Raw genomic sequence first — 17,866 nt, 5'->3', positions numbered from 1 at the left:
AAAAATAACATAGAGGAACTCATGGAAGACTTGGAAATAGATATAAAAGAAACGCTGATCACGTTGACCAGCGACATCGTGGCCGCGCATGTCAGCAATAACGGCGTTGCCGTAGATGAAGTGCCTTCGCTGATCACCAACGTGTATTCAGCGCTGTCGGGCTTGGGGGAAGACAGCAAGGCAGACGAACCGCGGCCAGAGCCCGCAGTGACGATCAGGTCTTCGGTCAAGAAGGATCACATCGTCTGTCTCGACTGCGGCAAGAAGATGAAAATGCTCAAGCGTCATTTGTCGACAGAGCACGGCATGACGCCAGATGAGTACAAGGCGCGCTGGGAACTGTCTGCGGATTATCCGCTCGTAGCTCCCAACTATGCCGAAACCCGCCGCGACCTTGCCAAGAAAATCGGCCTCGGCCGGAAACCGGGCAGCGGACGCGGTCGCAAGAAGAAGTAACAGGCGCCGGGCGCTTCGCCACCCGGCTGGGGGTGAGGCGCCGCGCCAACTTGAGCAAGGCACCCTGTCTCGTCTAAGAGGCGGGGTGCTTTCCTTTCGGGCTGCGGAAAAACCATATACAATGCAGCCTCAGCGGCGACGGAGCTTTGCTTGAACCAAAGAATCGATCTTGAACAATTGTGTGCCGAAAAAGGCCTCCGGATCACCGAACAGCGCCGAGTGATTGCAAAGGTGCTGTCGGAGAGCGACGATCATCCCGATGTCGAGCTGCTGCATGAACGCGCCTCTGCCATCGATTCCAAGATATCGATCGCGACCGTTTACCGCACCGTACGCCTGTTCGAAGAGGCGGGCATTCTCGACCGGCATGATTTCGGAGACGGGCGCTCCCGCTATGAGCCCGTGCCCGAGGCGCATCACGACCATCTGATCGATGTCGAGACCGGCAAGGTCGTCGAATTTGTCGATCCGGAGGTCGAATCTCTCCAGCGTCAGATCGCCGAACGGCTTGGCTACCGTCTGGTCGATCACCGGATGGAGCTTTACGGCGTCAGGCTTTCACGGGATGGATGACAACCCGGCCGAACACGGGGTTGACGCTGCCAGTAACAAAGTTTGGGATCTCAGAGTCGGTGCGGCTCGCGGCGAGACGACGCCGATATCGATGGGCGGATGGCTGCGGATAATAGCAAGGTCGCTTTGCCTTGCATTACTTCTGCTGATCCTCGTCCCGCTGCATTACCTCTATCGCATATTCGCCTACGGCTCGCCCTTCCCGATGCTGTTCCTGCGCTGCGCCGCACGAATATCGGGCGCGAGGGTAAAGACCCACGGCACCCATCTCAAACGCGACGTCTTCTACATCGCGAACCACGTCTCGTGGCTCGATATCCTCGCCCTTGCCGGAGCGAGCGGGACCGCTTTCGTCGCGAAGGCGGAGCTCGCAAGCGCTCCGCTGGTCGGTTGGCTCGCCTCGCTCAATCGCACTGTATTCGTGAAGCGGGAAAACCGTCTCGGCGTCGCCGAGCAGATCAACGCGCTTAAAGAAGCGCTGTCGGACAACTGGTCGGTAACGGTGTTTCCGGAAGGGACCACGACAGATGGGCATTCTCTGCTTCCGTTCAAAACCAGCATGCTATCGGTTCTGGAACCTCCGCCACCGGGAGTGATGGTGCAGCCGGTGTTCCTGGATTACGGCGACGTCGCAGAGTGGATCGGCTGGGTGGGCGAAGAAACCGGCCTCAACAACGCCAAGCGGGTGCTTGCGCGCAGAGGCACCTTTCCGGTGCACATCCACTTCCTTGAGCCGTTCAGCCCCGAGGAATATCGCGGTCGCAAACAGATCGGTGCGGAATCGCGGCGGCGGATCGAAGACGCATTATGCGAGGCGCTGGGCAAACCGCTTCGCACCTTTGAGCATGATGTGCCGCCGATCCGATATTCCGCCAGCAGCGCGGCGAAGGTCCGCAGCGACAGCGATTTGTGAGGCTAGAGCCCAGCGCGCACCAACCAATCGTGAAATAGCCGCACTGGCCGCGCTTCCAATGCCGTGGGCTTGCAAACGAACCAGTAGCTGTACGGGCTCTCGACCGCATTCGATGAAAGGTCGGTAAGACGGTTGTCCGCGGCTCTTCGCATATGGTCGTCGTGCATGATCGCGATACCCAGCCCCTGCGCCGCGGCTTCGAGCATCAGCTGGCCGGAATCGTAGTGATCGATCGCTGCCGGTTCGAGGTCGCTGATCCCGTGAGCCTTCTTCCACGCCTCGAAACTTTCCGGCAATTCGTTGTGGATCAGGAAGGTTTGCTTGGCGAGGCTTTCGGCGCTAACTTCGTCGCCAACCGCGCGGGCGATTTCCTTGCTGCAAATCGCATGGACGAGGTTGTGGTCGAGCCGTACCGCGTGGAGCCCCGACGCCGGACCGCGAGAGAGGATGATCGCTGCATCGAGCGTGTCGCCTACTCGGTCTTCCAGATGCGGGCCGGTGTCGATATCGATGTGCAGCAGCGGATGGCGTTTGCGCAGCTCGCCTAGCCGCGGGAACAGACGCTGGCTCCCGAACAGCGGAAGCACGCCCAACCGCAGCCGCAGCAGCGAAATGTTGTCCGATTGGCTTTCGACCGCGCGGGCGAGCGATTCAAGATGGGGATTAACCGCTTCGTAGAACGCCTGCCCTTCATCGGTAAGCTGCATCGATTGCCGCGCGCGCGTGAACAGCTTCTTGCCGACGAATTCTTCCAGATTGGTGATGCGCCGCGACAGCGCCGAAGGGCTCAATCCAATCTCTTCGGCAGCCGCACGCGCCGATCCAAGACGGACCGTGCGCATGAACGCTTCCAGTGCGCGAAGTGGGGGCAAACGGCGTGACGGCATTCAGAATTCTCCTAATTTACAGGAGATACGCGCCGACAGGCATCTGGATGCAAAAAACCGAAGGAAAATCGAAAATTAATTCGAGTGCGTGCGTTTATTGCAATTCGTTCGCATCTTCGGCGGGGGTTGGAGCGTGGAGACGCAGGCGCTTGACGTGCGTTTCATCCGCGGCTGTCACTTCAATCCGCCAACCGCTCGGATGTTCCACGACAGCCCCCACCGGCGGAACCTGCTCGGCAAGGACGAAAGCGAGGCCGCCCAGCGTATCGACCGATTCCTCAACCTCGGACAGGCGCGGGTCAACCGTTTCGGCGACGTCGTCCAGCTCTGCACGGGCGTCGCAATCCCACATCCCCTCACCGATTGGCACGATCAGCGCTTCAGGGGTCTCGTCGTGCTCGTCCTCTATCTCGCCGACGATTTCCTCGACCAGGTCTTCGATCGTTATGATGCCGTCTGTGCCGGAGAACTCGTCGAGGACGATGGCGAGGTGCACGCGCCGCGCCCGCATGTCTGCCAGCACGTCCAGCGCGCCGCGCGATTGCGGTACGTAGAGCGGCTGACGCATCAGCACAGTCCAGTCGCGCGGCGGCTTCTTGCCGTTCGCGAGGTACGGAAACACGTCCTTGATGTGGATCATCCCGACCACATCATCGAGCTTGTCGCGGTAGACCGGCAGGCGCGAGTGACCGTTTTCGCTGAAAGCCTCCACCAGCTCTTCCCAGCTGATCGACGCATCGACGCCGACGATCTCGCCGCGCGGCACTGCAACATCGTCTGCATCATGCTCGCTGAAGTGCAGGAGGTTGCGCAGCATCTGGCGCTCGACCGGTGACAGGTCGCCATTGCCAGCGCCCGTTTCGTCCGAAGTCTCACCGTCGTTTTCGTCTTCGTGCTCGTCGATAGCCTCTTCAAGCTGCGCGCGAAGGCTGCGCTCGCTTTCACCGGCACCAACGATCTTCTTGAGAGCGAGCCACAGCCCGCTGCTACTCTCCGCGTCTCCGGCGGGGGATTGGGAATCGGGCATGGCCCTCTCAACGCACTCCGTTCAATTGCGATCCCCATATGGGTCCGGGATGCCCATTTTTGCAAGTATCTGCGTTTCGAGATCCTCCATCGCCTCGGCCTCTTCATCGGAATGGACGTGATCGTGACCGGCAAGATGGAGCAGGCCGTGAACGATCAGGTGCGCCGCGTGGTCATTCAGCGATACGCCCTTCTCGTCGGCTTCGCGCGCGCAGGTCTCATGCGCGAGGGCGATGTCGCCAAGCATGACCGGCGGACCATCGGTGCCCAGCCGGGCCAGTTCACCCCTATCCAGCATCGGAAAGCTCAACACATTGGTCGGCTTATCCCGGTCGCGCCATTCGCGGTTGAGCGCGTGCACCTCCTCGTCGGACGTGAACAGCACGCTCACCACAAGCCGCGGCTTGCCGAGCACGCTTTCAAGCGATGCAGCGGCCTTTGCCGCCTGACCGGCCAAAGCCTCCCAGCCGCCCTCCGGCCAGCCTTCGACGTCCATATCAAGCTGCAAGCGAACCTCCGCTTTTCCAGTGACTTGGGCGAGACATGGACCGCGTGTTACACGGTCCTGGGACGAAAAAGCTGCCTGTGTTCGCCAAGGTGCATTCGAAATTACTGAAAGAAGAAATCGAGCGGATCATGCGCCAGCGCATAGCGTGAAAACCGCGCAGTAGGAAAGCGAAGCGAGGTGTGCCTGCAAGGGTCCATGCTGAGCCAGTCGGTCGAATGCCTTCGTCTCTTGAGAAAAGCTTGCAAGCCATCGATCGGCTCTTTCGGTCATCCCTTCTCAGGCTGAACTCGAGGGGACCCCATTGATAGTGCCGAAGCGACCGTCAGGAACGAATCGTCGATGCGCGGCGTTAGGAGATATAGCGCTGCGCACGCCCCGGGTCCCAAAAACAACAATGCACTGCTGCCAGTGCGCCTGCCACTACTGGCCGGGCAGGATGTTCGTTGATCAGCAAAGGGGGGTATCTCGATGGCAGCCGTCAAGCAAAGGATTGCAATCGCGCTCCTGACCTTGGGAGCGCTCGCAGGTGTTCTATCGGCCCCCGCGGCGCAGGCGAGGCAAGCGCAGGCACCGCCTGTACAATCAATGTCTGGCGATACCTTCGATCAAGATGAAATGTGGGACGCGATCAATGCCGACCCGGCATCCGGCCGCGCCAAGGCCCTAGCCTATCTCGATGCAAATCCCCCTTTATCGCCCGATAACCGCAGACGTGCGCTCAACATTATCGGCGTGAGTTTCGCCATGCAGGGGCGCATGGACGAAGCGCTTGTCTACGCACATCAAGCTTTGGACATGGCCATGGCGCAAAACGATTTCGTTTCAGCATCGCGAGGCTGGACCAATATCGGGGCGATGGAACAGGCGCGGGGCGAACTGGCTGCTGCGGTCGAGGCTTATGGAAATGCTGTCGAGTTATCCAAGCAGGCCGATCAGGACGCTGTCGCTCACGATCACACTCTGACGAATTTCGGGTCTCTGCTGCTTGAATATGGCCGGCCTGACGATGCGATCGAGTTACTCGAAGAAGCGCGCCCGGTTTTGTTGGCCGACGAAAGGCCGACCGATCGCGCGGGCGGGTTCCTCCCTCTGGCGAAGGCGTATCGCAGGGTCGGCCGACTGGATGATGCGGAATCCCTGCTCGAAGAAATAAGGGGCTTTCTCGATCTCGACGAAAGCGCCGAACTTACCGGCACGCTCCACTGCGAGGAAGCTCAGCTTGCCCTCGCGAGAGGCCGGACTGGCGAAGCGCGCAGCGCTGCACAAAGGTGTCTGTCGGTCGCGCGAGATTCGGATCTTCTGCTTCCGCAGGTCGATGCGCTCACCGTCCTTGGATCGGCGGCCATGTCAGCGAGGAACATCAATCAAGCGAAAGGCTATCTTACACAGCTCCTTTCGAGTCTGGATCAGGCCGAAGCCGCGGTCTCCTCGGGCAGCGATCCGGCGCCTTCGATCGTAAGAAGACGTTTGGAAGCAAGCCGCCTCGCTTCGGATATCGCAATCAGCGAAGGACGGCTGAGCGATGCGCTAGAAAACTTCCGCACTCGAATAGCATTAGATGAGACCTTGGATGGGATCGCGTCGAAAGCGGGCAGCGCGCTCGACACGTTCCGTTATCGCCAAGAGATCAACACACTCAATCTGCAACTCTTGGAAAGCGAGGCCGCAACATTGCAGTCGCGCAACGCACAGCAACAGCAATTCATCTTTGGCGCCCTGCTTCTAGCGGGATTGCTTGCGCTGCTTGTGTGGGTTTTCTTTCGCAGCGATCGTCAAAAACGCGCTCTGAACGCTGCTCTGCAACGCTCGCTCGACGGCCAGCGCTTGCTGAACCTCGACATGCAGCACCGCGTTAAGAACAATCTGCAATTGCTCCTTTCATTGCTCAACCTTCAGTTGCAGAGTGCATCGAGCGAAAGCGCTTCTGCGGTGAAGAGCGTGAGAAACCGCATCCTGTCGATGGCAGCCCTTTACAACAATCTGTACACCGACGAGGAATCCGACGTCGGCGCGACGATCAGCGCGAAGGACATGCTGCCCGAATTGATCGGCCGGATTGCGAGCACGTACGAGGCAAACAACCGGGTTGGTACCGTGTCAATCGCGGACATTCATTTCGACAAGGCGACTGCATCACCCCTCGGACTGCTCGTTGCAGAACTCGTGTCGAATGTTTTCAAGCATACGGACGAAAGTTTCGACCTGTCGCTTCTCGCCAAGGAAAACGACCGGATTGTCCTGACGATAGCGGACAGGGGGCCAGCTTTTTCCGCGAATGCAGATTTCAAGACCGGAGGCGGTCTGGACATCGTGAACGAACTTGCCTTGCAAATAGGAGGGACGCTGGAACACTGGTCGCTTTCTCCCAAAGGCAATGAATGGACGCTGGAATTCTCCGATCGAGCCGCACCAGTAAAGCGCGCGGCGCGATGACGATTGCATAGGAAATTTGCATCACAGCCGCAGGTGATCGCCTGCAAAAGCGTCGATCAAGCTGCAGCCTCCCCGCAGTGTACCCTATCGCTTCCCTTAGACATTAAGGTCGTGGGCGCGCGTTAAGTTGAGGCAGTTTTCGGACACCAGCTCATTCTCGCTCGGCGCTTTACATCGCCAGATTGCTATATATAAGCACTTATATGATTAGCAATCCTCAGTTGGGACTCGGCACTAAACTGCGCCTTTTGCTAGCCAGGCTCGATGGCGAATTGGCTGCGCTTTACGCGAAGGGGGGGCACAATTTTCGCCCGCGCTTTTACCCGGTTTTCCAGCTTCTGCTGCAATGTGAAGAATCGTCGGTTTCGGAAATTGCGAACTATCTGCAGGCCACCCAGCCCGCCGCGACGCAAACCTTGAGCGAAATGAAAAAGCTCGATCTGGTCGAGTTCGCCGCGGGTAAGGACCGGCGCGAGCGGATCGTGACGCTCACCCCGCATGCGCTCGAAATGGCGGGGGATTTGCGCCCGCTTTGGGACGCGGTCGGACGCGCCGCCAATGAGCTCGATGAAGAACTGTCCCACCCCTTATCCGCGATCCTCGATGAAGCGCTTGCTGCGCTTGCAAGGAAGAGCTTTCCAGATCGCATTTCCGAAAACCGTGCTTCCGGGAGAAAACAATGAAATCGATCGTGATCGCCTTCGCGATGGTCTGCGGTGCCGTCATCGGCGGACCCGCACTCGCGCAAGAGCTCACCGAAACGGATCGGGCAGAGATCATCGCCAACTCCGCAAGCCTGCTTGAAACGCGATATGTGGATGCCGAGTTGGGCGCCGAACTGGCGCGAAGCCTCCAGGCGGCGGCCGATGAGTGGAGCGATATAACCGATCGCCGCGAGTTCGCTCGCGCTGTCACGGACTGGCTGCGAGCGCAATCGAGCGATGGCCACCTCGGTCTCACCTACAGCGAGGCTCCCATTTCTGCCGAGGAAGGCGACGCGGAGTTTTCCGCAGCCGAGATGGAAAAATGGTACGGGCGTCACCTCAATCATGGCGTCGAGAAGATCGAGCGGCTCGATGGCAATATCATGCTGCTCGATCTGCGCGTGTTTCCGCCGCCTTCGATGGCAGCGGATGTGATCGCGGCGGCGATGACCGTCGTGGCGCAAGGTGATGCGCTCATCATCGATTTGCGCAAGAACGGCGGTGGGGCAGACACCGCAAACCTGATCACCGGTTATCTTCTCGACGAGGGCGGGCAGCCGCTGACCGGCATCTACAATCGGCCGAGAAACGAGCACCGCGCGGATACCTCGCCGTCATGGGTGCCCGGCCGCAAGTTCGGGGGTACGAAGCCGCTCTATATCCTCACCTCGGGCAAAACATTCTCAGCAGCCGAGGCCTTGGCCTACAATCTGCAGGCGCTCGAGAGGGCAACCATCGTCGGCGAGGTTACCGGCGGCGGCGCGCATCCGTTCGAATACCGCCGCGTGCATGAACACTTTGCTCTCGATCTGCCGGAGGGGCGATCAATCAACCCGATCACCGGTACGAACTGGCAAAACGTCGGTGTAAAACCCGACGTGGAGGTCGCAGCGGACGAAGCCTTGGCCGCAGCGTTGGAGCTTGCTCGTCAGGCGATTGGGGCAAACGGTTCAGGCCACCTGCCTACCGACCAGACTTTGCAGCATTGAGCCATAGCGCCCAGCTAAGATATGAGCAGCTTCAGGTGTTAAATGGTCCAGATCATTGCCGCCTTTTTCGAAGAAGAATTCCTGTCCCATTTCACTGGCAACAGTGGATGGATCGAAGAATTGATCGTTGAGGGCCTCCGCACCTGTACGCAAAGTCTCCGAGAGGTGGAGGCGGACCTTGTTGACGATTTCGTACTTCGGATCATCGGATGGTGGTCGTTGATGGCTGACCCAGATGATCGGCCTGTTGAGGGCTTTCTTAATTTCGGCCATTTGCCGATGGGCCCGAGACGGTGACGATGTCTCGAAATCGATCGGCAAGACTGGCCACGAAGTACCGCGCCGCGCGTTTTCTGCAATGCGATCCTTGTGCTTTTCCTGGTCGCGTGACGAGAAGTTATTCACGATGATTTTCTCACCGTCCAACAATGCATGGTGTTCACGCAGTGCGCTGATTTCGATCACGAAAGCATGGCAACCCGACCAGAAGCGACGCAACGGCTCCAAATCGGCCAGAACGTCTTCACGGGTAACATCCTCTTCGAAAATTTTAATGCTCGCAAAGTCGGAAATGAGGTGAGCCATTTCCGGACTGTAGATGTTTCCGTTTAGAATGTGTCGAATAAACTGCAGCGTCTGGCTCGTAGTATGCAAACGGTGCGGTGTGGTGCGGACATTATAGTTTTCATTTTCAAGGAGGATATGGGCAGGATCGTGCATTCGGCACGTACCTAAAAACATAACTTGCAACGGCACAGCTTTCATCATTTTCTCCGGCCTGTAACGGCACCAGCTTTTATTTATTTCTATTTGCGGTCTAACATCGATTGGATCATTGCCATTCGTCCGATTAGTGCGCAGAAATCACGTCATTGGGCAATCCAGCAGAGAGGATTGACCACTCTTTTGACGGCCCCAAAAAGTCGATCGCTTCAGTTCGAACCTGTGCGATGGCAGCTCAAGTCCCCGCTTACTCGCCCTTTCCTTCGTAGGCTTCCACGATCCGCCCTACGATCGGGTGGCGCACCACGTCGGCGGCGGTGAAGCGGATTGTGCCGAAGCCTTCGACGTCCTCCAGTTTGCCGACCGCATCGGCAAGGCCGCTCATGGAGTCGCCGCCCGGAATATCGACCTGGCGCGGGTCGCCGCAGATCACCATGCGGCTGTTCTGGCCGAAGCGGGTAAGGAACATCTTCATCTGCTCGCGCGTGGTGTTCTGCGCTTCATCGAGGATCACGAACGCATCGGCGAGCGTGCGCCCGCGCATGAAGGCGATCGGCGCAATCTCGATCTCGCCGCTCTCGATGCGCCGCTCGACCTGCTCTGGCGGCATGCAGTCGTAGAGCGCGTCGTAAAGTGGGCGCAGATAGGGATCGACCTTGTCCTTCATGTCGCCGGGCAGGAAGCCGAGCTTTTCGCCCGCCTCCACCGCGGGGCGGGAGAGGATGAGGCGCTGGACGCTGCCGGTGATCAGCTGACTGACCGCCTGGGCAACGGCAAGGTAGGTCTTGCCCGTGCCAGCCGGGCCAAGCGCGAAGATGATATCGTCGCGCGCGAGGCTGCGCATATAGGTCACCTGGGTGGCGCTGCGCGGCACGATTGTCTTGCGCCGCGTGCGGATCATGATCGGCGGCTTTTCCTTCTCGCCGCTGATAATCCCTTCAAGCGTGGGTTCGTTCGACATGGCGATCAGCGATTCGATCGCGCCTGCATCGAGATCCTGCCCCTGCGCGAGGCGATCATACATCGTGTTGAGCGTGTCGCGGGCGCGGGCAACATTGTCTGGCGCCCCTTCGATCACGATCTGGTCCCCGCGCGCATGGATCATCACCGAAAGCCGGTTTTCGACCTGGACCAGATTGGCATCGAACTGTCCGAAAAGCGGCCCCAGCAGCGACTGATCTTCGAAGCTGAGCTCTGCGCGGGCGCGGCGCGCTTCGCGGATCGGGGTGGGATCGGGCGAGAGTTTGGTCCCTCGCTTGGGATCGGCGGCTCGGGTTGGTCTACGGCCCATAAGTTCCTTTGCATCGCGGCGGAAATCGACCCGCCTTACGAGTCGGAAAGGTAAGCGTCGGCGCGCGCAAAGCAAGTTCCCCGCCCTGTGGCGGCGGGGGATAATCGTGGCTTTGCCTACAGAGCGAGCCCACTCGGCATTCCTAAAGAGCAATTGCTATTGGACCGGAGAGTCGATTTGTGCTGGATTGATTGCCAGTTAGAAGAGCGCGACGCCAACCTCCACAATTGATCAAGGACGTTTCGATGAAATACTTCTCCGCCGCCTCGTTCATTACTTCGTGTCTTTTGGCCCCGGCGGCGTTGAGCGCCCAGGAGCAAGGCGACGAAGCCGACGAAGAAAGCATCATCGTCGAGGGTCTCCGCTGGCAGGAACAGCTCGAAGTGGTCGAGGAGCAGGCAGAGGCCGTTATCCGGCCGGTCCGCAACGGCGACCCTGCGCCGCGCTTTTTCGACAGGATCTGTCTGACAACATGGGGCATCGATCCAGGTTTCGCAGCTGTTCTGACCGAGCGCGTAAAGGCCAATGCAATCGAAGCCGGTGCGCGTATCAATGACGACCCGGACTGCCGGCCCAACGCGTTGGTCGCGATGGTGAGCGATCTCGACAGCGATTTCGCAAAGCTGCGAAAAGATCACGCGTGGATATTCGGCGAGATGAAGCGCTTCCAGATCGACCGCGCGAGGCAAGGCTCTGGCGCGGCTGCGGCGTGGAACGTGACGGAACTGCGAGGCAAGGACGGCGTGCCATTCAGTTCGGTGGATGCCAACGACATCGCTCCTGCCTCCAGACCTGCGGGAACCCCGGTCGCCGTCAACACTCAGCGGTCTGCCAGCCTGGTTCGTCCACCGATCCGGCAGGACATGATTTTTTCGGTCGCGATATTCGACGAAGGCGACATTGCGGGTCGCACCATTCGCCAGCTGGCCGATTATGCGACAATGCGTCTGCTGGCACCTGTAAAAGAGCCTGAGACAGAACCACCAGCGACCGCGCAGACCATTCTGTCCCTCTTCAGCTTTCCCGAAGCGGCGCCCGAGGCCATCACCGGGTTCGACAAGGCCTTCCTGCGCGCATTGTATTTGTTGCCATCGACGGCGAGAGACAGTCAGCTAATCGACGCGACCTCCTCGGAATACCGGAAGCAGCTCAAGACAAGCGGTTGATCCGGGAGACTAATTTCGGCGCATCCTCGCTGATCTTGGGTAGAAATTTCATTCAATCGGAGCTTTGTCGACGCCAGAGCGCCGCTCATCGAATTCGGTCTCTGTTCGTAGATTACAATTACGCCGCCCCGATACTTTCCTGAATAACGTAGCTTCAATCGCGAGCCTTACCTCGCAATGATCCAACGGTTCAGGGGACTAATTCAGTCATGAAATTCTTTGCACGTACCATTTGCTCCGCGGCGCTTATCGCGCTGGCAGCCCCGCTATCTGCGCAAGAGCAAAATCCAGAACCCGAGGAACAAACCTCTCAGCCTGACGACAGCACCATTGTCGTGACCGGTGACGCGGCGGATGACAGCGGCGAGAGCGTCCGCCAACGCGTGCTTCGGGTCGGACGCAAGATCACACGGCCCGCACGGTCCGGCCGCCCGGTTTCGCGTTTCGAAGATCCTATTTGCGTGATGGTGTCAGGTATGCCGGAGGACGCGAGCGCGCTCATCAAGGGGCGCATCGAGGACAATGCCCGTTCGCTGCGCGGCGTGAGATCGATGACGATCCCAACTACAAGGCAAACGCCTTCGTCGGGTTTCTCAACAATGTGAATGACGCGGTGGAGGGCCTTGAGAAAAGCGAGCCGTGGCTCTTCGAAGGGCTGAAAAGCTATCAGCGCGATCGGATTTATAGGGGCTCCAAATTCGTCCGCGCCTGGCACCGATTCGAAACAGTGAACGACGATGGAAGCGGTGTTCCCCATCCGGGACAACAACCGCGTCGACGACATCGCCAGCAAGGTGAACCGCACCGAACGGGCATCGCGTGTGCAGCGCCTCCGTTCCGAAATGAGGGGAGCGGTCGTGCTGATCGAGACCGCGGCTTTGCGTGAAAAGACGCTCCGCCAGATCGCAGATTATGCAACACTGCGCATCCTCGCCTCGGTCAGCGACGACGTCACAAGCGATGCCAACACCCCGCCGACGATCCTCACGCTGTTCAACGAAGATTTCGGACCGGCCGCGATTACCGATTTCGACATCGCTTATCTTGAGGCTCTCTATGAACTCTCAGGGATCAGCAGCGATAGCGCGATCATCGCAGCTGCGGTTGATCGGTACATGGACCGGATCGATGATAGTCCGGGTAATTAGGTTTTCGCTCTTTATGATATAAGGCTATCCCTATCCGCCGAAAGCGGGATTGGAATCTGGATCAGCTAGGAGAAGTTTCCCGTGCCGGTGTCAGCTTTGTTTCTTGCGTCCCTCGCTCTCGCAGCGCAGCCGGAAAGCTCGCCCGCGCCAGTCGAAGACGACAACCCGGTACCCGAAGCACAGCGATCCGAAAGCGATGGCAGGATCGTGGTCGAAGCTCCGCCCACAGCTCGCGAGCGTCGCCGTGAGCTTCGCAGAATGGCAAGAGATGTCATCAGGCGACCTCGCGCCGGGCGAACTGTCGGGAGCTATTTCAGAGCGATCTGCCCAAAGGTTTTCGGTATTCCAGACAGACCGGCCAAGGCTATCGAGGACCGTATGAAGAGCAATGCCGAAGAGCTGGGTGTGAACCGCCGCGATCAGTCATCGAATTGCCGGCACAACGTGTCGGTAATCTTCGTGCCGCCGGAAAAGGGCCCAGCCGAAGCTTGGCTCACCTACGAGTCGGACTTGCTGAAACATCTGCTCAGCTTCCAGCGCCTACGCGTTATCAATGAAAAGGACCCGGTGCGCGCTTGGGGACATGACGTGGTCAGGACCTCGGATGGAGGGCAAAGTCAGGATTTCGTCGGTCGGTCGATCAGCCAGGCCGCGGATTTCGGTAACCGCGCCTTTTTCGCATCACGTTTGTTGAGCGCAACCATGGTCGAGATTGTTGGGTCGGTAGTCATGATCGAACTTGAGAGCGCGCAGGGGAAAACTCTCCACCAACTAGCCGATTATGCCTCCATGCGCAGCTTTGCGAACACCGCAGCAATCGACCCCGACACACAGCCGAGCGCGCCCACCATCCTGACGCTTTTTCAAGACGAGGATCCACCTGAAGAACTGACGGCATTCGACCGGGCCTTCATTTCAATGCTATACGACACTTCGCGCAATGCGCTGAAATCCCGTTTTTACGGCAACATTGCAACCCGCGCTCTGCGGATGGAACAAGAAGATCAAGCAGCGAGCGGCGGCGATTAGCTCGTTCCGCCTATTTCGCCTCGCAGCGAATTCGGCCCGGCCTCGACAAGGTTGACTTCGACCATATCGCCGATAGCGACGTTGCCTTCGAACCACACCGATTGAAGCCAAGGCGATTTGCCCAGCCACTGGCCGGGATGTTTGCCTTTCCTCTCGACGAGCACGGAGGTCGTCTGCCCCGCCTTCGATTTGTTGAAGGCGAACTGATCGCGGTCGATCCGGGCTTGCAGGCGCTGGAGCCGGTCGTCCATCACCTCCTTGGCAATCTGGCCATCCATCGTCGCCGCCGGTGTGCCGGGACGCGGTGAGTACTTGAAGCTGTACGCCTGCGCATAGCGCACCTCATCGACCAGCTTCAGCGTGTCTTCGAATTCCGCTTCGGTTTCTCCCGGAAAGCCGACGATGAAATCGCCCGACAGCGCGATATCGGGCCGCACCGCGCGGAAGCGTTCGAGCAGCCGCAGGTAGTTCTCGACCTTGTGCGAGCGGTTCATCGCCTTCAGCACGCGGTCATTGCCCGATTGCACCGGCAGATGGAGGTACGGCATGAGTTGCTCGACCTCGCCATGCGCCGCGATCAGCGCGTCGTCCATGTCATTCGGATGGCTGGTCGTGTAGCGGATGCGCTCCAACCCATCGAGCCGCGCGAGCGCATGGATCAGCCCGGCTAGGCCCACCGCTCTGCCCGCCTCGTCCTCTCCGCTCCAGGCGTTTACGTTCTGCCCCAGCAGCGTGATTTCGCGCGCGCCGGTTTCGATGAGCTTGCGAGCTTCGCCAATCAAATCACTGAACGGACGGGAAATTTCCGCGCCGCGCGTATAAGGGACGACGCAATAGGTGCAAAACTTGTCGCACCCTTCCTGCACGGTCAGGAAAGCCGTGGGCGAGCGCCGCTTTCGAACCGGGAGCGAATCGAACTTCGCAATCGCAGGCATGTCGGTATCGGTTGCGCGCTCGCCTTGAACGGCCTTGTCCAGCATGTTTGGCAGGCGGTGATAGGCCTGCGGACCGACCACCATCGAGACTGCGGGCGCACGCGCCATGATCTCTTCGCCCTCGGCCTGCGCAACGCATCCGGCGACCGCGATCATCGGCGCTTTCTTCTGCGTCTTTCCTTTCGTTAGGCGGCCGATATCGGAATAGATCTTCTCCGCCGCCTTCTCGCGGATGTGGCAGGTGTTGAGCACGACCAGATCGGCGTCTTCGCCTTCTCGAGCCTGAGAAAGCCCCTGCTCGTTCAGCAATTCGCCCATCCGCTCGCCATCATAGACGTTCATCTGGCAGCCGAAGCTCTTGACCCGGTAGGTCTTGGGAGGGGTTTGCGGTTTCATCGGGGGGCCTGTAATAGATACACCTGCACCGGGCAAATGGTGATCTCGTCGAACCAGACGGAAAGGTTCCGATCATGTTGCTGTCGACGCTAGCGCCAATTGTCAGCGTCGTCGCCAGCTTGCAAGTTCACAAGTCACCGGAAAGGCCGCCGATCGTCGTTCAAGGCAATGCTGCAACGCCGGAGCCATTGCCCGAACCGGCAACCTATTTTCAGCGCCACTGCTTCGATCGCCAGAGACTGCGCCAAGCGCACACACCGATCGACGACGATTACGATTGGCAGCTTCTTCCGCCCGATCTGCGTGAGCAGTGGGGCGTCAAGAAATCCGTCCCGGCCTATATTCTCGATTACCCTCACCGCGATCAGAAGCTTCTCATTAAATTCGAGTCGATCGCGCGCGACGACGGTCTATTCGATCAGGTTTGTACGATGATCGTCTACGGCCGCGATGGGCATGCGCGTTTTCGGCGCGGATTGGCGAGGATAATGCGTGGGAGCCCCGCAACAAATCATGTCGGCGCGCTCGAGGGATTCGAGACCATCCCGGGCTGGGGTCAGTGGATTTGGACAGGCAAATTCGCCCGCAGGAGCGAGCTTTGGAAAGCGTACCAGAACGCGCGAAATCGCCCCACGTATCTCGTCGTGGTCGATCAATCGTATTACCAGCGCAACGACTATCTCGTACTCGATCTCAAGACGCGGTCGGACGATGACGCACCGCTTAGCATTGCACGATTGACGCACCGATCGAGGGATATCCCGGCGACACCTTTGGCTAGTGTTTCGCAACAGGAATGAGCCGGGCGCGCGGGGGCAATCACCCGCCGAGAGCGGCGGCGCGCGCGAGGTCTTTTTCGCGCCCGAACCGGCGCAATATCGCGATCAGCTCATGCTTTTCCGGTACGAACAGCCTCTGCTGGCACAGCGTCATTTCCTGCCTTGTTTGCAGGGAGATGCTGATCCAGTCGCCGCCTCTCCGCAGTTCGAGATCGGCCATGAATTCGACGGGAAGAGCGGGCTGCGTCCAGATACCGAAGCCGCTAGAGCGGAACCGGGCCTTGCGGGCATCCGGGGCACCAGACAGCTGCAACTCGCGCGCGAGTTTCGTCAGATCACTTTTCGCCAGCAGGACATCGACATCGGCGATAGTGCCGGGATCGGCCCCGTGCAGAGCGACGGCTGCGCTCCCGATTATCCACCAGTGCTGTTCCGCCTGAGCCATCGCCCCTGCAACATCGCGAAGCGCGCTGCGCAGCGCGGGCTCAATCATCCTCTTCGATCCGGGATTGGTGGATGCAGGGGGCGATCGGCCTGTACGCGGTGCCGGGGTGCGGCTTGTCGGCGGCTCCGCATTCGACCGCCGGTTTGGCGACGCCATTGGCCGCCACCACCGCGCCGGCATCCTCGCTCGCATAGGCGGCGATCCAGGTGATGCAGTCGGCCAGGGGTCGCACCTTGTGCTTCGTGAAGCGGCCGGCTTCGGGCGCACAATTGATCACATATTCGTCTGCCGCCGGGGCGAGGCTGAACTTCGAGACCCGCCGAAGGAACTCACCGCGCTCATTGATGACGGTGCGGCGCACATCGTTGGTCATCGCATCGCCGTTATAGAATGGCGAAGTGTTGAACATGTAAGCTTTCACGCTCGGATACTTGATCGATACCTCGGTCGCGAGCGCCCCGCCGAGCGAATGGCCGGTGACGATCCACGTCGGATCATCGCCCCAGCGCTCGCGTTCAAGCTCGAAATACCGAAGTGCGATTTCGATCTGATCGTCACGCAGCGTGCCGTAGAAAATGTCGGTAAAGCCGTCAAAATCGGTGCCGCGAAAGGCCAGTATTCGCGCGATCGGCTTGCGCTCGCCCAAGGAGTCAGGCGGGCCGAGCTGCTCGAATATCTCGTAGCCAAACCCCTTGTCCGCGTCCTCCTCCGCTATCTCAAGCCGATCGAGCTTGCGCAGCGCGGGGCCAAGGTCTTCGTAGGTGTCGTCATCCCCGGCATAGGCATTGGTCGCAGCGATCGCGAAGGAATAGGCTTCCACCGCAGCATCGCGCACGAACGCGCACCAGCCGCCCGGTTCGCTCCGGCACGGCGAGCGCGATTGGGTGATGTCGGGGTAGGTGACGCAGCCACTCAAAACCAGCAGCACAAGCGAGGCAAAGGCGCTTCGCAGCATCACCTGTTCCGTCCCGATAAGATCAGGCGACGGTAGCCTTCACGATCTTGCCCGGCTGTGCGGGCGGTTCGCCTTTTGGCAGCGCGTCGATGTGGTCCATGCCATCGGTAACCTGGCCCCAGACGGTGTATTGGCCATCGAGGAATTCAGCGTCGTCGAAGCAGATGAAGAACTGGCTGTTCGCGCTGTCGGGTACCTGGGTGCGGGCCATCGAGCAGGTGCCGCGAGTGTGCGGTTCGCTGTTGAATTCGGCTTTCAGGTCAGGCTTGTCGCTGCCGCCCATGCCGGTGCCGGTCGGATCGCCGCCTTGCGCCATGAAGCCGGGGATCACGCGGTGAAACACCACCCCGTCATAGAACCCCTCGCCCGCAAGCGTGGTGATGCGCTCTACGTGACCGGGGGCGAGATCGGGGCGAAGTTTGATAACGACATCCTTGTTCTCGCCATCTCCGGTGTCGAGGGTGAGCGTGAGTGTTTCGGCCATGCGTAAATCTCCTTTGAATTTGTGCG

General features: G+C 59.5%; 20 protein-coding genes. 11 read left to right on the top strand and 9 right to left on the bottom strand.

Features of this window, described 5'->3' with window-relative positions; all coding sequences use genetic code 11:
* Positions 1–21 precede the first annotated feature (21 nt).
* From IB285_RS03740 to IB285_RS03730, 3 genes are all read left to right on the top strand, one after another.
* A complete protein-coding gene (locus IB285_RS03740; protein ID WP_190788978.1) occupies positions 22–456 on the top strand; it encodes a MucR family transcriptional regulator in 435 nt (144 codons plus the stop codon).
* Between the two features lie 150 nt (positions 457–606).
* The gene (locus IB285_RS03735) at positions 607–1,029 is read left to right on the top strand and encodes a Fur family transcriptional regulator (RefSeq protein ID WP_190786914.1); all 423 of its coding nucleotides are present in this window, start codon (positions 607–609) and stop codon (positions 1,027–1,029) included.
* Positions 1,022–1,942 carry a lysophospholipid acyltransferase family protein gene (locus tag IB285_RS03730; protein ID WP_190786913.1) on the top strand — a complete coding sequence of 307 codons (921 nt, stop codon included), beginning with the start codon at positions 1,022–1,024 and terminating at the stop codon, positions 1,940–1,942. The genes IB285_RS03735 and IB285_RS03730 overlap by 8 nt, the downstream gene beginning before the upstream one ends.
* A gap of 2 nt (positions 1,943–1,944) precedes the next feature.
* Here IB285_RS03730 and IB285_RS03725 read toward each other — a convergent pair whose 3' ends face one another.
* The 3 genes from IB285_RS03725 to ybeY all read right to left on the bottom strand — a co-directional run bounded on the left by IB285_RS03725 (position 1,945) and on the right by ybeY (position 4,363).
* Positions 1,945–2,829, bottom strand: coding sequence for a LysR substrate-binding domain-containing protein (locus tag IB285_RS03725; protein ID WP_190786912.1), 885 nt, complete (start codon positions 2,827–2,829; stop codon positions 1,945–1,947).
* Between the two features lie 94 nt (positions 2,830–2,923).
* A complete protein-coding gene (locus IB285_RS03720) occupies positions 2,924–3,856 on the bottom strand; it encodes a hemolysin family protein (RefSeq protein ID WP_190786911.1) in 933 nt (310 codons plus the stop codon).
* 21 nt (positions 3,857–3,877) lie between these two features.
* Positions 3,878–4,363, bottom strand: coding sequence for an rRNA maturation RNase YbeY (gene ybeY / locus IB285_RS03715; RefSeq protein ID WP_190786910.1), 486 nt, complete (start codon positions 4,361–4,363; stop codon positions 3,878–3,880).
* Between the two features lie 585 nt (positions 4,364–4,948).
* Between ybeY and IB285_RS03710 the strand changes: the two genes are divergently transcribed.
* The 3 genes from IB285_RS03710 (at position 4,949) to IB285_RS03700 (ending at position 8,489) form a co-directional block, all read left to right on the top strand.
* Positions 4,949–6,796 (top strand): histidine kinase dimerization/phosphoacceptor domain -containing protein, encoded by a 1,848-nt coding sequence (locus IB285_RS03710; protein WP_190786909.1) that lies wholly within the window; start codon positions 4,949–4,951, stop codon positions 6,794–6,796.
* A gap of 203 nt (positions 6,797–6,999) precedes the next feature.
* Positions 7,000–7,479 carry a MarR family winged helix-turn-helix transcriptional regulator gene (locus tag IB285_RS03705; protein WP_190786908.1) on the top strand — a complete coding sequence of 160 codons (480 nt, stop codon included), beginning with the start codon at positions 7,000–7,002 and terminating at the stop codon, positions 7,477–7,479.
* Positions 7,476–8,489: a S41 family peptidase gene (locus IB285_RS03700; RefSeq protein WP_190786907.1), complete on the top strand. Its 1,014-nt coding sequence runs from the start codon at positions 7,476–7,478 to the stop codon at positions 8,487–8,489. The genes IB285_RS03705 and IB285_RS03700 overlap by 4 nt, the downstream gene beginning before the upstream one ends.
* Here the strand turns inward: IB285_RS03700 and IB285_RS03695 are convergent.
* Positions 8,451–9,257, bottom strand: a complete 807-nt coding sequence (locus IB285_RS03695; protein WP_190786906.1) for a hypothetical protein — start codon at positions 9,255–9,257, stop codon at positions 8,451–8,453. The genes IB285_RS03700 and IB285_RS03695 overlap by 39 nt on opposite strands.
* Before the next feature lie 202 nt (positions 9,258–9,459).
* Positions 9,460–10,503: a PhoH family protein gene (locus IB285_RS03690; protein WP_190786905.1), complete on the bottom strand. Its 1,044-nt coding sequence runs from the start codon at positions 10,501–10,503 to the stop codon at positions 9,460–9,462.
* Between the two features lie 245 nt (positions 10,504–10,748).
* Between IB285_RS03690 and IB285_RS03685 the strand changes: the two genes are divergently transcribed.
* The 4 genes from IB285_RS03685 to IB285_RS03670 all read left to right on the top strand — a co-directional run bounded on the left by IB285_RS03685 (position 10,749) and on the right by IB285_RS03670 (position 13,846).
* Positions 10,749–11,669 (top strand): hypothetical protein, encoded by a 921-nt coding sequence (locus IB285_RS03685; RefSeq protein WP_190786904.1) that lies wholly within the window; start codon positions 10,749–10,751, stop codon positions 11,667–11,669.
* Positions 11,670–11,878: 209 nt separating this feature from the next.
* Positions 11,879–12,274 (top strand): hypothetical protein, encoded by a 396-nt coding sequence (locus tag IB285_RS03680; RefSeq protein WP_190786903.1) that lies wholly within the window; start codon positions 11,879–11,881, stop codon positions 12,272–12,274.
* A 132-nt stretch (positions 12,275–12,406) separates the two neighbouring features.
* On the top strand, positions 12,407–12,817 hold the full coding sequence (locus IB285_RS03675; protein ID WP_190786902.1) for a hypothetical protein: 411 nt from the start codon (positions 12,407–12,409) through the stop codon (positions 12,815–12,817).
* Positions 12,818–12,898: 81 nt separating this feature from the next.
* On the top strand, positions 12,899–13,846 hold the full coding sequence (locus tag IB285_RS03670; protein ID WP_190786901.1) for a hypothetical protein: 948 nt from the start codon (positions 12,899–12,901) through the stop codon (positions 13,844–13,846).
* Here IB285_RS03670 and miaB read toward each other — a convergent pair.
* Positions 13,843–15,177 (bottom strand): tRNA (N6-isopentenyl adenosine(37)-C2)-methylthiotransferase MiaB, encoded by a 1,335-nt coding sequence (gene miaB, locus IB285_RS03665; protein WP_190786900.1) that lies wholly within the window; start codon positions 15,175–15,177, stop codon positions 13,843–13,845. The two genes, IB285_RS03670 and miaB, sit on opposite strands and share 4 nt — an antisense overlap.
* A gap of 74 nt (positions 15,178–15,251) precedes the next feature.
* Between miaB and IB285_RS03660 the strand changes: the two genes are divergently transcribed.
* On the top strand, positions 15,252–15,977 hold the full coding sequence (locus IB285_RS03660; protein ID WP_190786899.1) for a hypothetical protein: 726 nt from the start codon (positions 15,252–15,254) through the stop codon (positions 15,975–15,977).
* A gap of 19 nt (positions 15,978–15,996) precedes the next feature.
* On the opposite strand, the gene IB285_RS03655 is transcribed toward IB285_RS03660, so the two are convergent.
* The 3 genes from IB285_RS03655 to IB285_RS03645 are packed head-to-tail and all read right to left on the bottom strand — an operon-like array spanning position 15,997 to position 17,840.
* Positions 15,997–16,449, bottom strand: coding sequence for a hypothetical protein (locus IB285_RS03655; RefSeq protein WP_190786898.1), 453 nt, complete (start codon positions 16,447–16,449; stop codon positions 15,997–15,999).
* On the bottom strand, positions 16,442–17,356 hold the full coding sequence (locus IB285_RS03650) for an alpha/beta hydrolase family protein (RefSeq protein ID WP_190786897.1): 915 nt from the start codon (positions 17,354–17,356) through the stop codon (positions 16,442–16,444). The genes IB285_RS03655 and IB285_RS03650 overlap by 8 nt, the downstream gene beginning before the upstream one ends.
* Before the next feature lie 22 nt (positions 17,357–17,378).
* On the bottom strand, positions 17,379–17,840 hold the full coding sequence (locus IB285_RS03645; RefSeq protein WP_190786896.1) for a peptidylprolyl isomerase: 462 nt from the start codon (positions 17,838–17,840) through the stop codon (positions 17,379–17,381).
* Positions 17,841–17,866 lie beyond the last annotated feature (26 nt).

The sequence above is a fragment of the Erythrobacter rubeus genome (assembly GCF_014705715.1).
In the GTDB taxonomy this organism is placed as follows: domain Bacteria; phylum Pseudomonadota; class Alphaproteobacteria; order Sphingomonadales; family Sphingomonadaceae; genus Erythrobacter; species Erythrobacter rubeus.
This window is presented reverse-complemented; position numbering and strand designations above follow the sequence as displayed.

What these genes read in the sequence shown, in the direction of transcription:
- IB285_RS03740 (WP_190788978.1), top strand. Translation starts at nt 22, where the DNA reads ATGGAAGACTTGGAAATAGATATAAAAGAAACGCTGATCACGTTGACC.
- IB285_RS03730 (WP_190786913.1), top strand. Translation starts at nt 1,022, where the DNA reads ATGGATGACAACCCGGCCGAACACGGGGTTGACGCTGCCAGTAACAAA.
- IB285_RS03725 (WP_190786912.1), bottom strand. Translation starts at nt 2,829, where the DNA reads ATGCCGTCACGCCGTTTGCCCCCACTTCGCGCACTGGAAGCGTTCATG.
- IB285_RS03720 (WP_190786911.1), bottom strand. Translation starts at nt 3,856, where the DNA reads ATGCCCGATTCCCAATCCCCCGCCGGAGACGCGGAGAGTAGCAGCGGG.
- IB285_RS03710 (WP_190786909.1), top strand. Translation starts at nt 4,949, where the DNA reads ATGTCTGGCGATACCTTCGATCAAGATGAAATGTGGGACGCGATCAAT.
- IB285_RS03705 (WP_190786908.1), top strand. Translation starts at nt 7,000, where the DNA reads ATGATTAGCAATCCTCAGTTGGGACTCGGCACTAAACTGCGCCTTTTG.
- IB285_RS03700 (WP_190786907.1), top strand. Translation starts at nt 7,476, where the DNA reads ATGAAATCGATCGTGATCGCCTTCGCGATGGTCTGCGGTGCCGTCATC.
- IB285_RS03695 (WP_190786906.1), bottom strand. Translation starts at nt 9,257, where the DNA reads ATGATGAAAGCTGTGCCGTTGCAAGTTATGTTTTTAGGTACGTGCCGA.
- IB285_RS03690 (WP_190786905.1), bottom strand. Translation starts at nt 10,503, where the DNA reads ATGGGCCGTAGACCAACCCGAGCCGCCGATCCCAAGCGAGGGACCAAA.
- IB285_RS03685 (WP_190786904.1), top strand. Translation starts at nt 10,749, where the DNA reads ATGAAATACTTCTCCGCCGCCTCGTTCATTACTTCGTGTCTTTTGGCC.
- IB285_RS03680 (WP_190786903.1), top strand. Translation starts at nt 11,879, where the DNA reads ATGAAATTCTTTGCACGTACCATTTGCTCCGCGGCGCTTATCGCGCTG.
- IB285_RS03675 (WP_190786902.1), top strand. Translation starts at nt 12,407, where the DNA reads ATGGAAGCGGTGTTCCCCATCCGGGACAACAACCGCGTCGACGACATC.
- miaB (WP_190786900.1), bottom strand. Translation starts at nt 15,177, where the DNA reads ATGAAACCGCAAACCCCTCCCAAGACCTACCGGGTCAAGAGCTTCGGC.
- IB285_RS03660 (WP_190786899.1), top strand. Translation starts at nt 15,252, where the DNA reads ATGTTGCTGTCGACGCTAGCGCCAATTGTCAGCGTCGTCGCCAGCTTG.
- IB285_RS03655 (WP_190786898.1), bottom strand. Translation starts at nt 16,449, where the DNA reads ATGATTGAGCCCGCGCTGCGCAGCGCGCTTCGCGATGTTGCAGGGGCG.
- IB285_RS03650 (WP_190786897.1), bottom strand. Translation starts at nt 17,356, where the DNA reads ATGCTGCGAAGCGCCTTTGCCTCGCTTGTGCTGCTGGTTTTGAGTGGC.
- IB285_RS03645 (WP_190786896.1), bottom strand. Translation starts at nt 17,840, where the DNA reads ATGGCCGAAACACTCACGCTCACCCTCGACACCGGAGATGGCGAGAAC.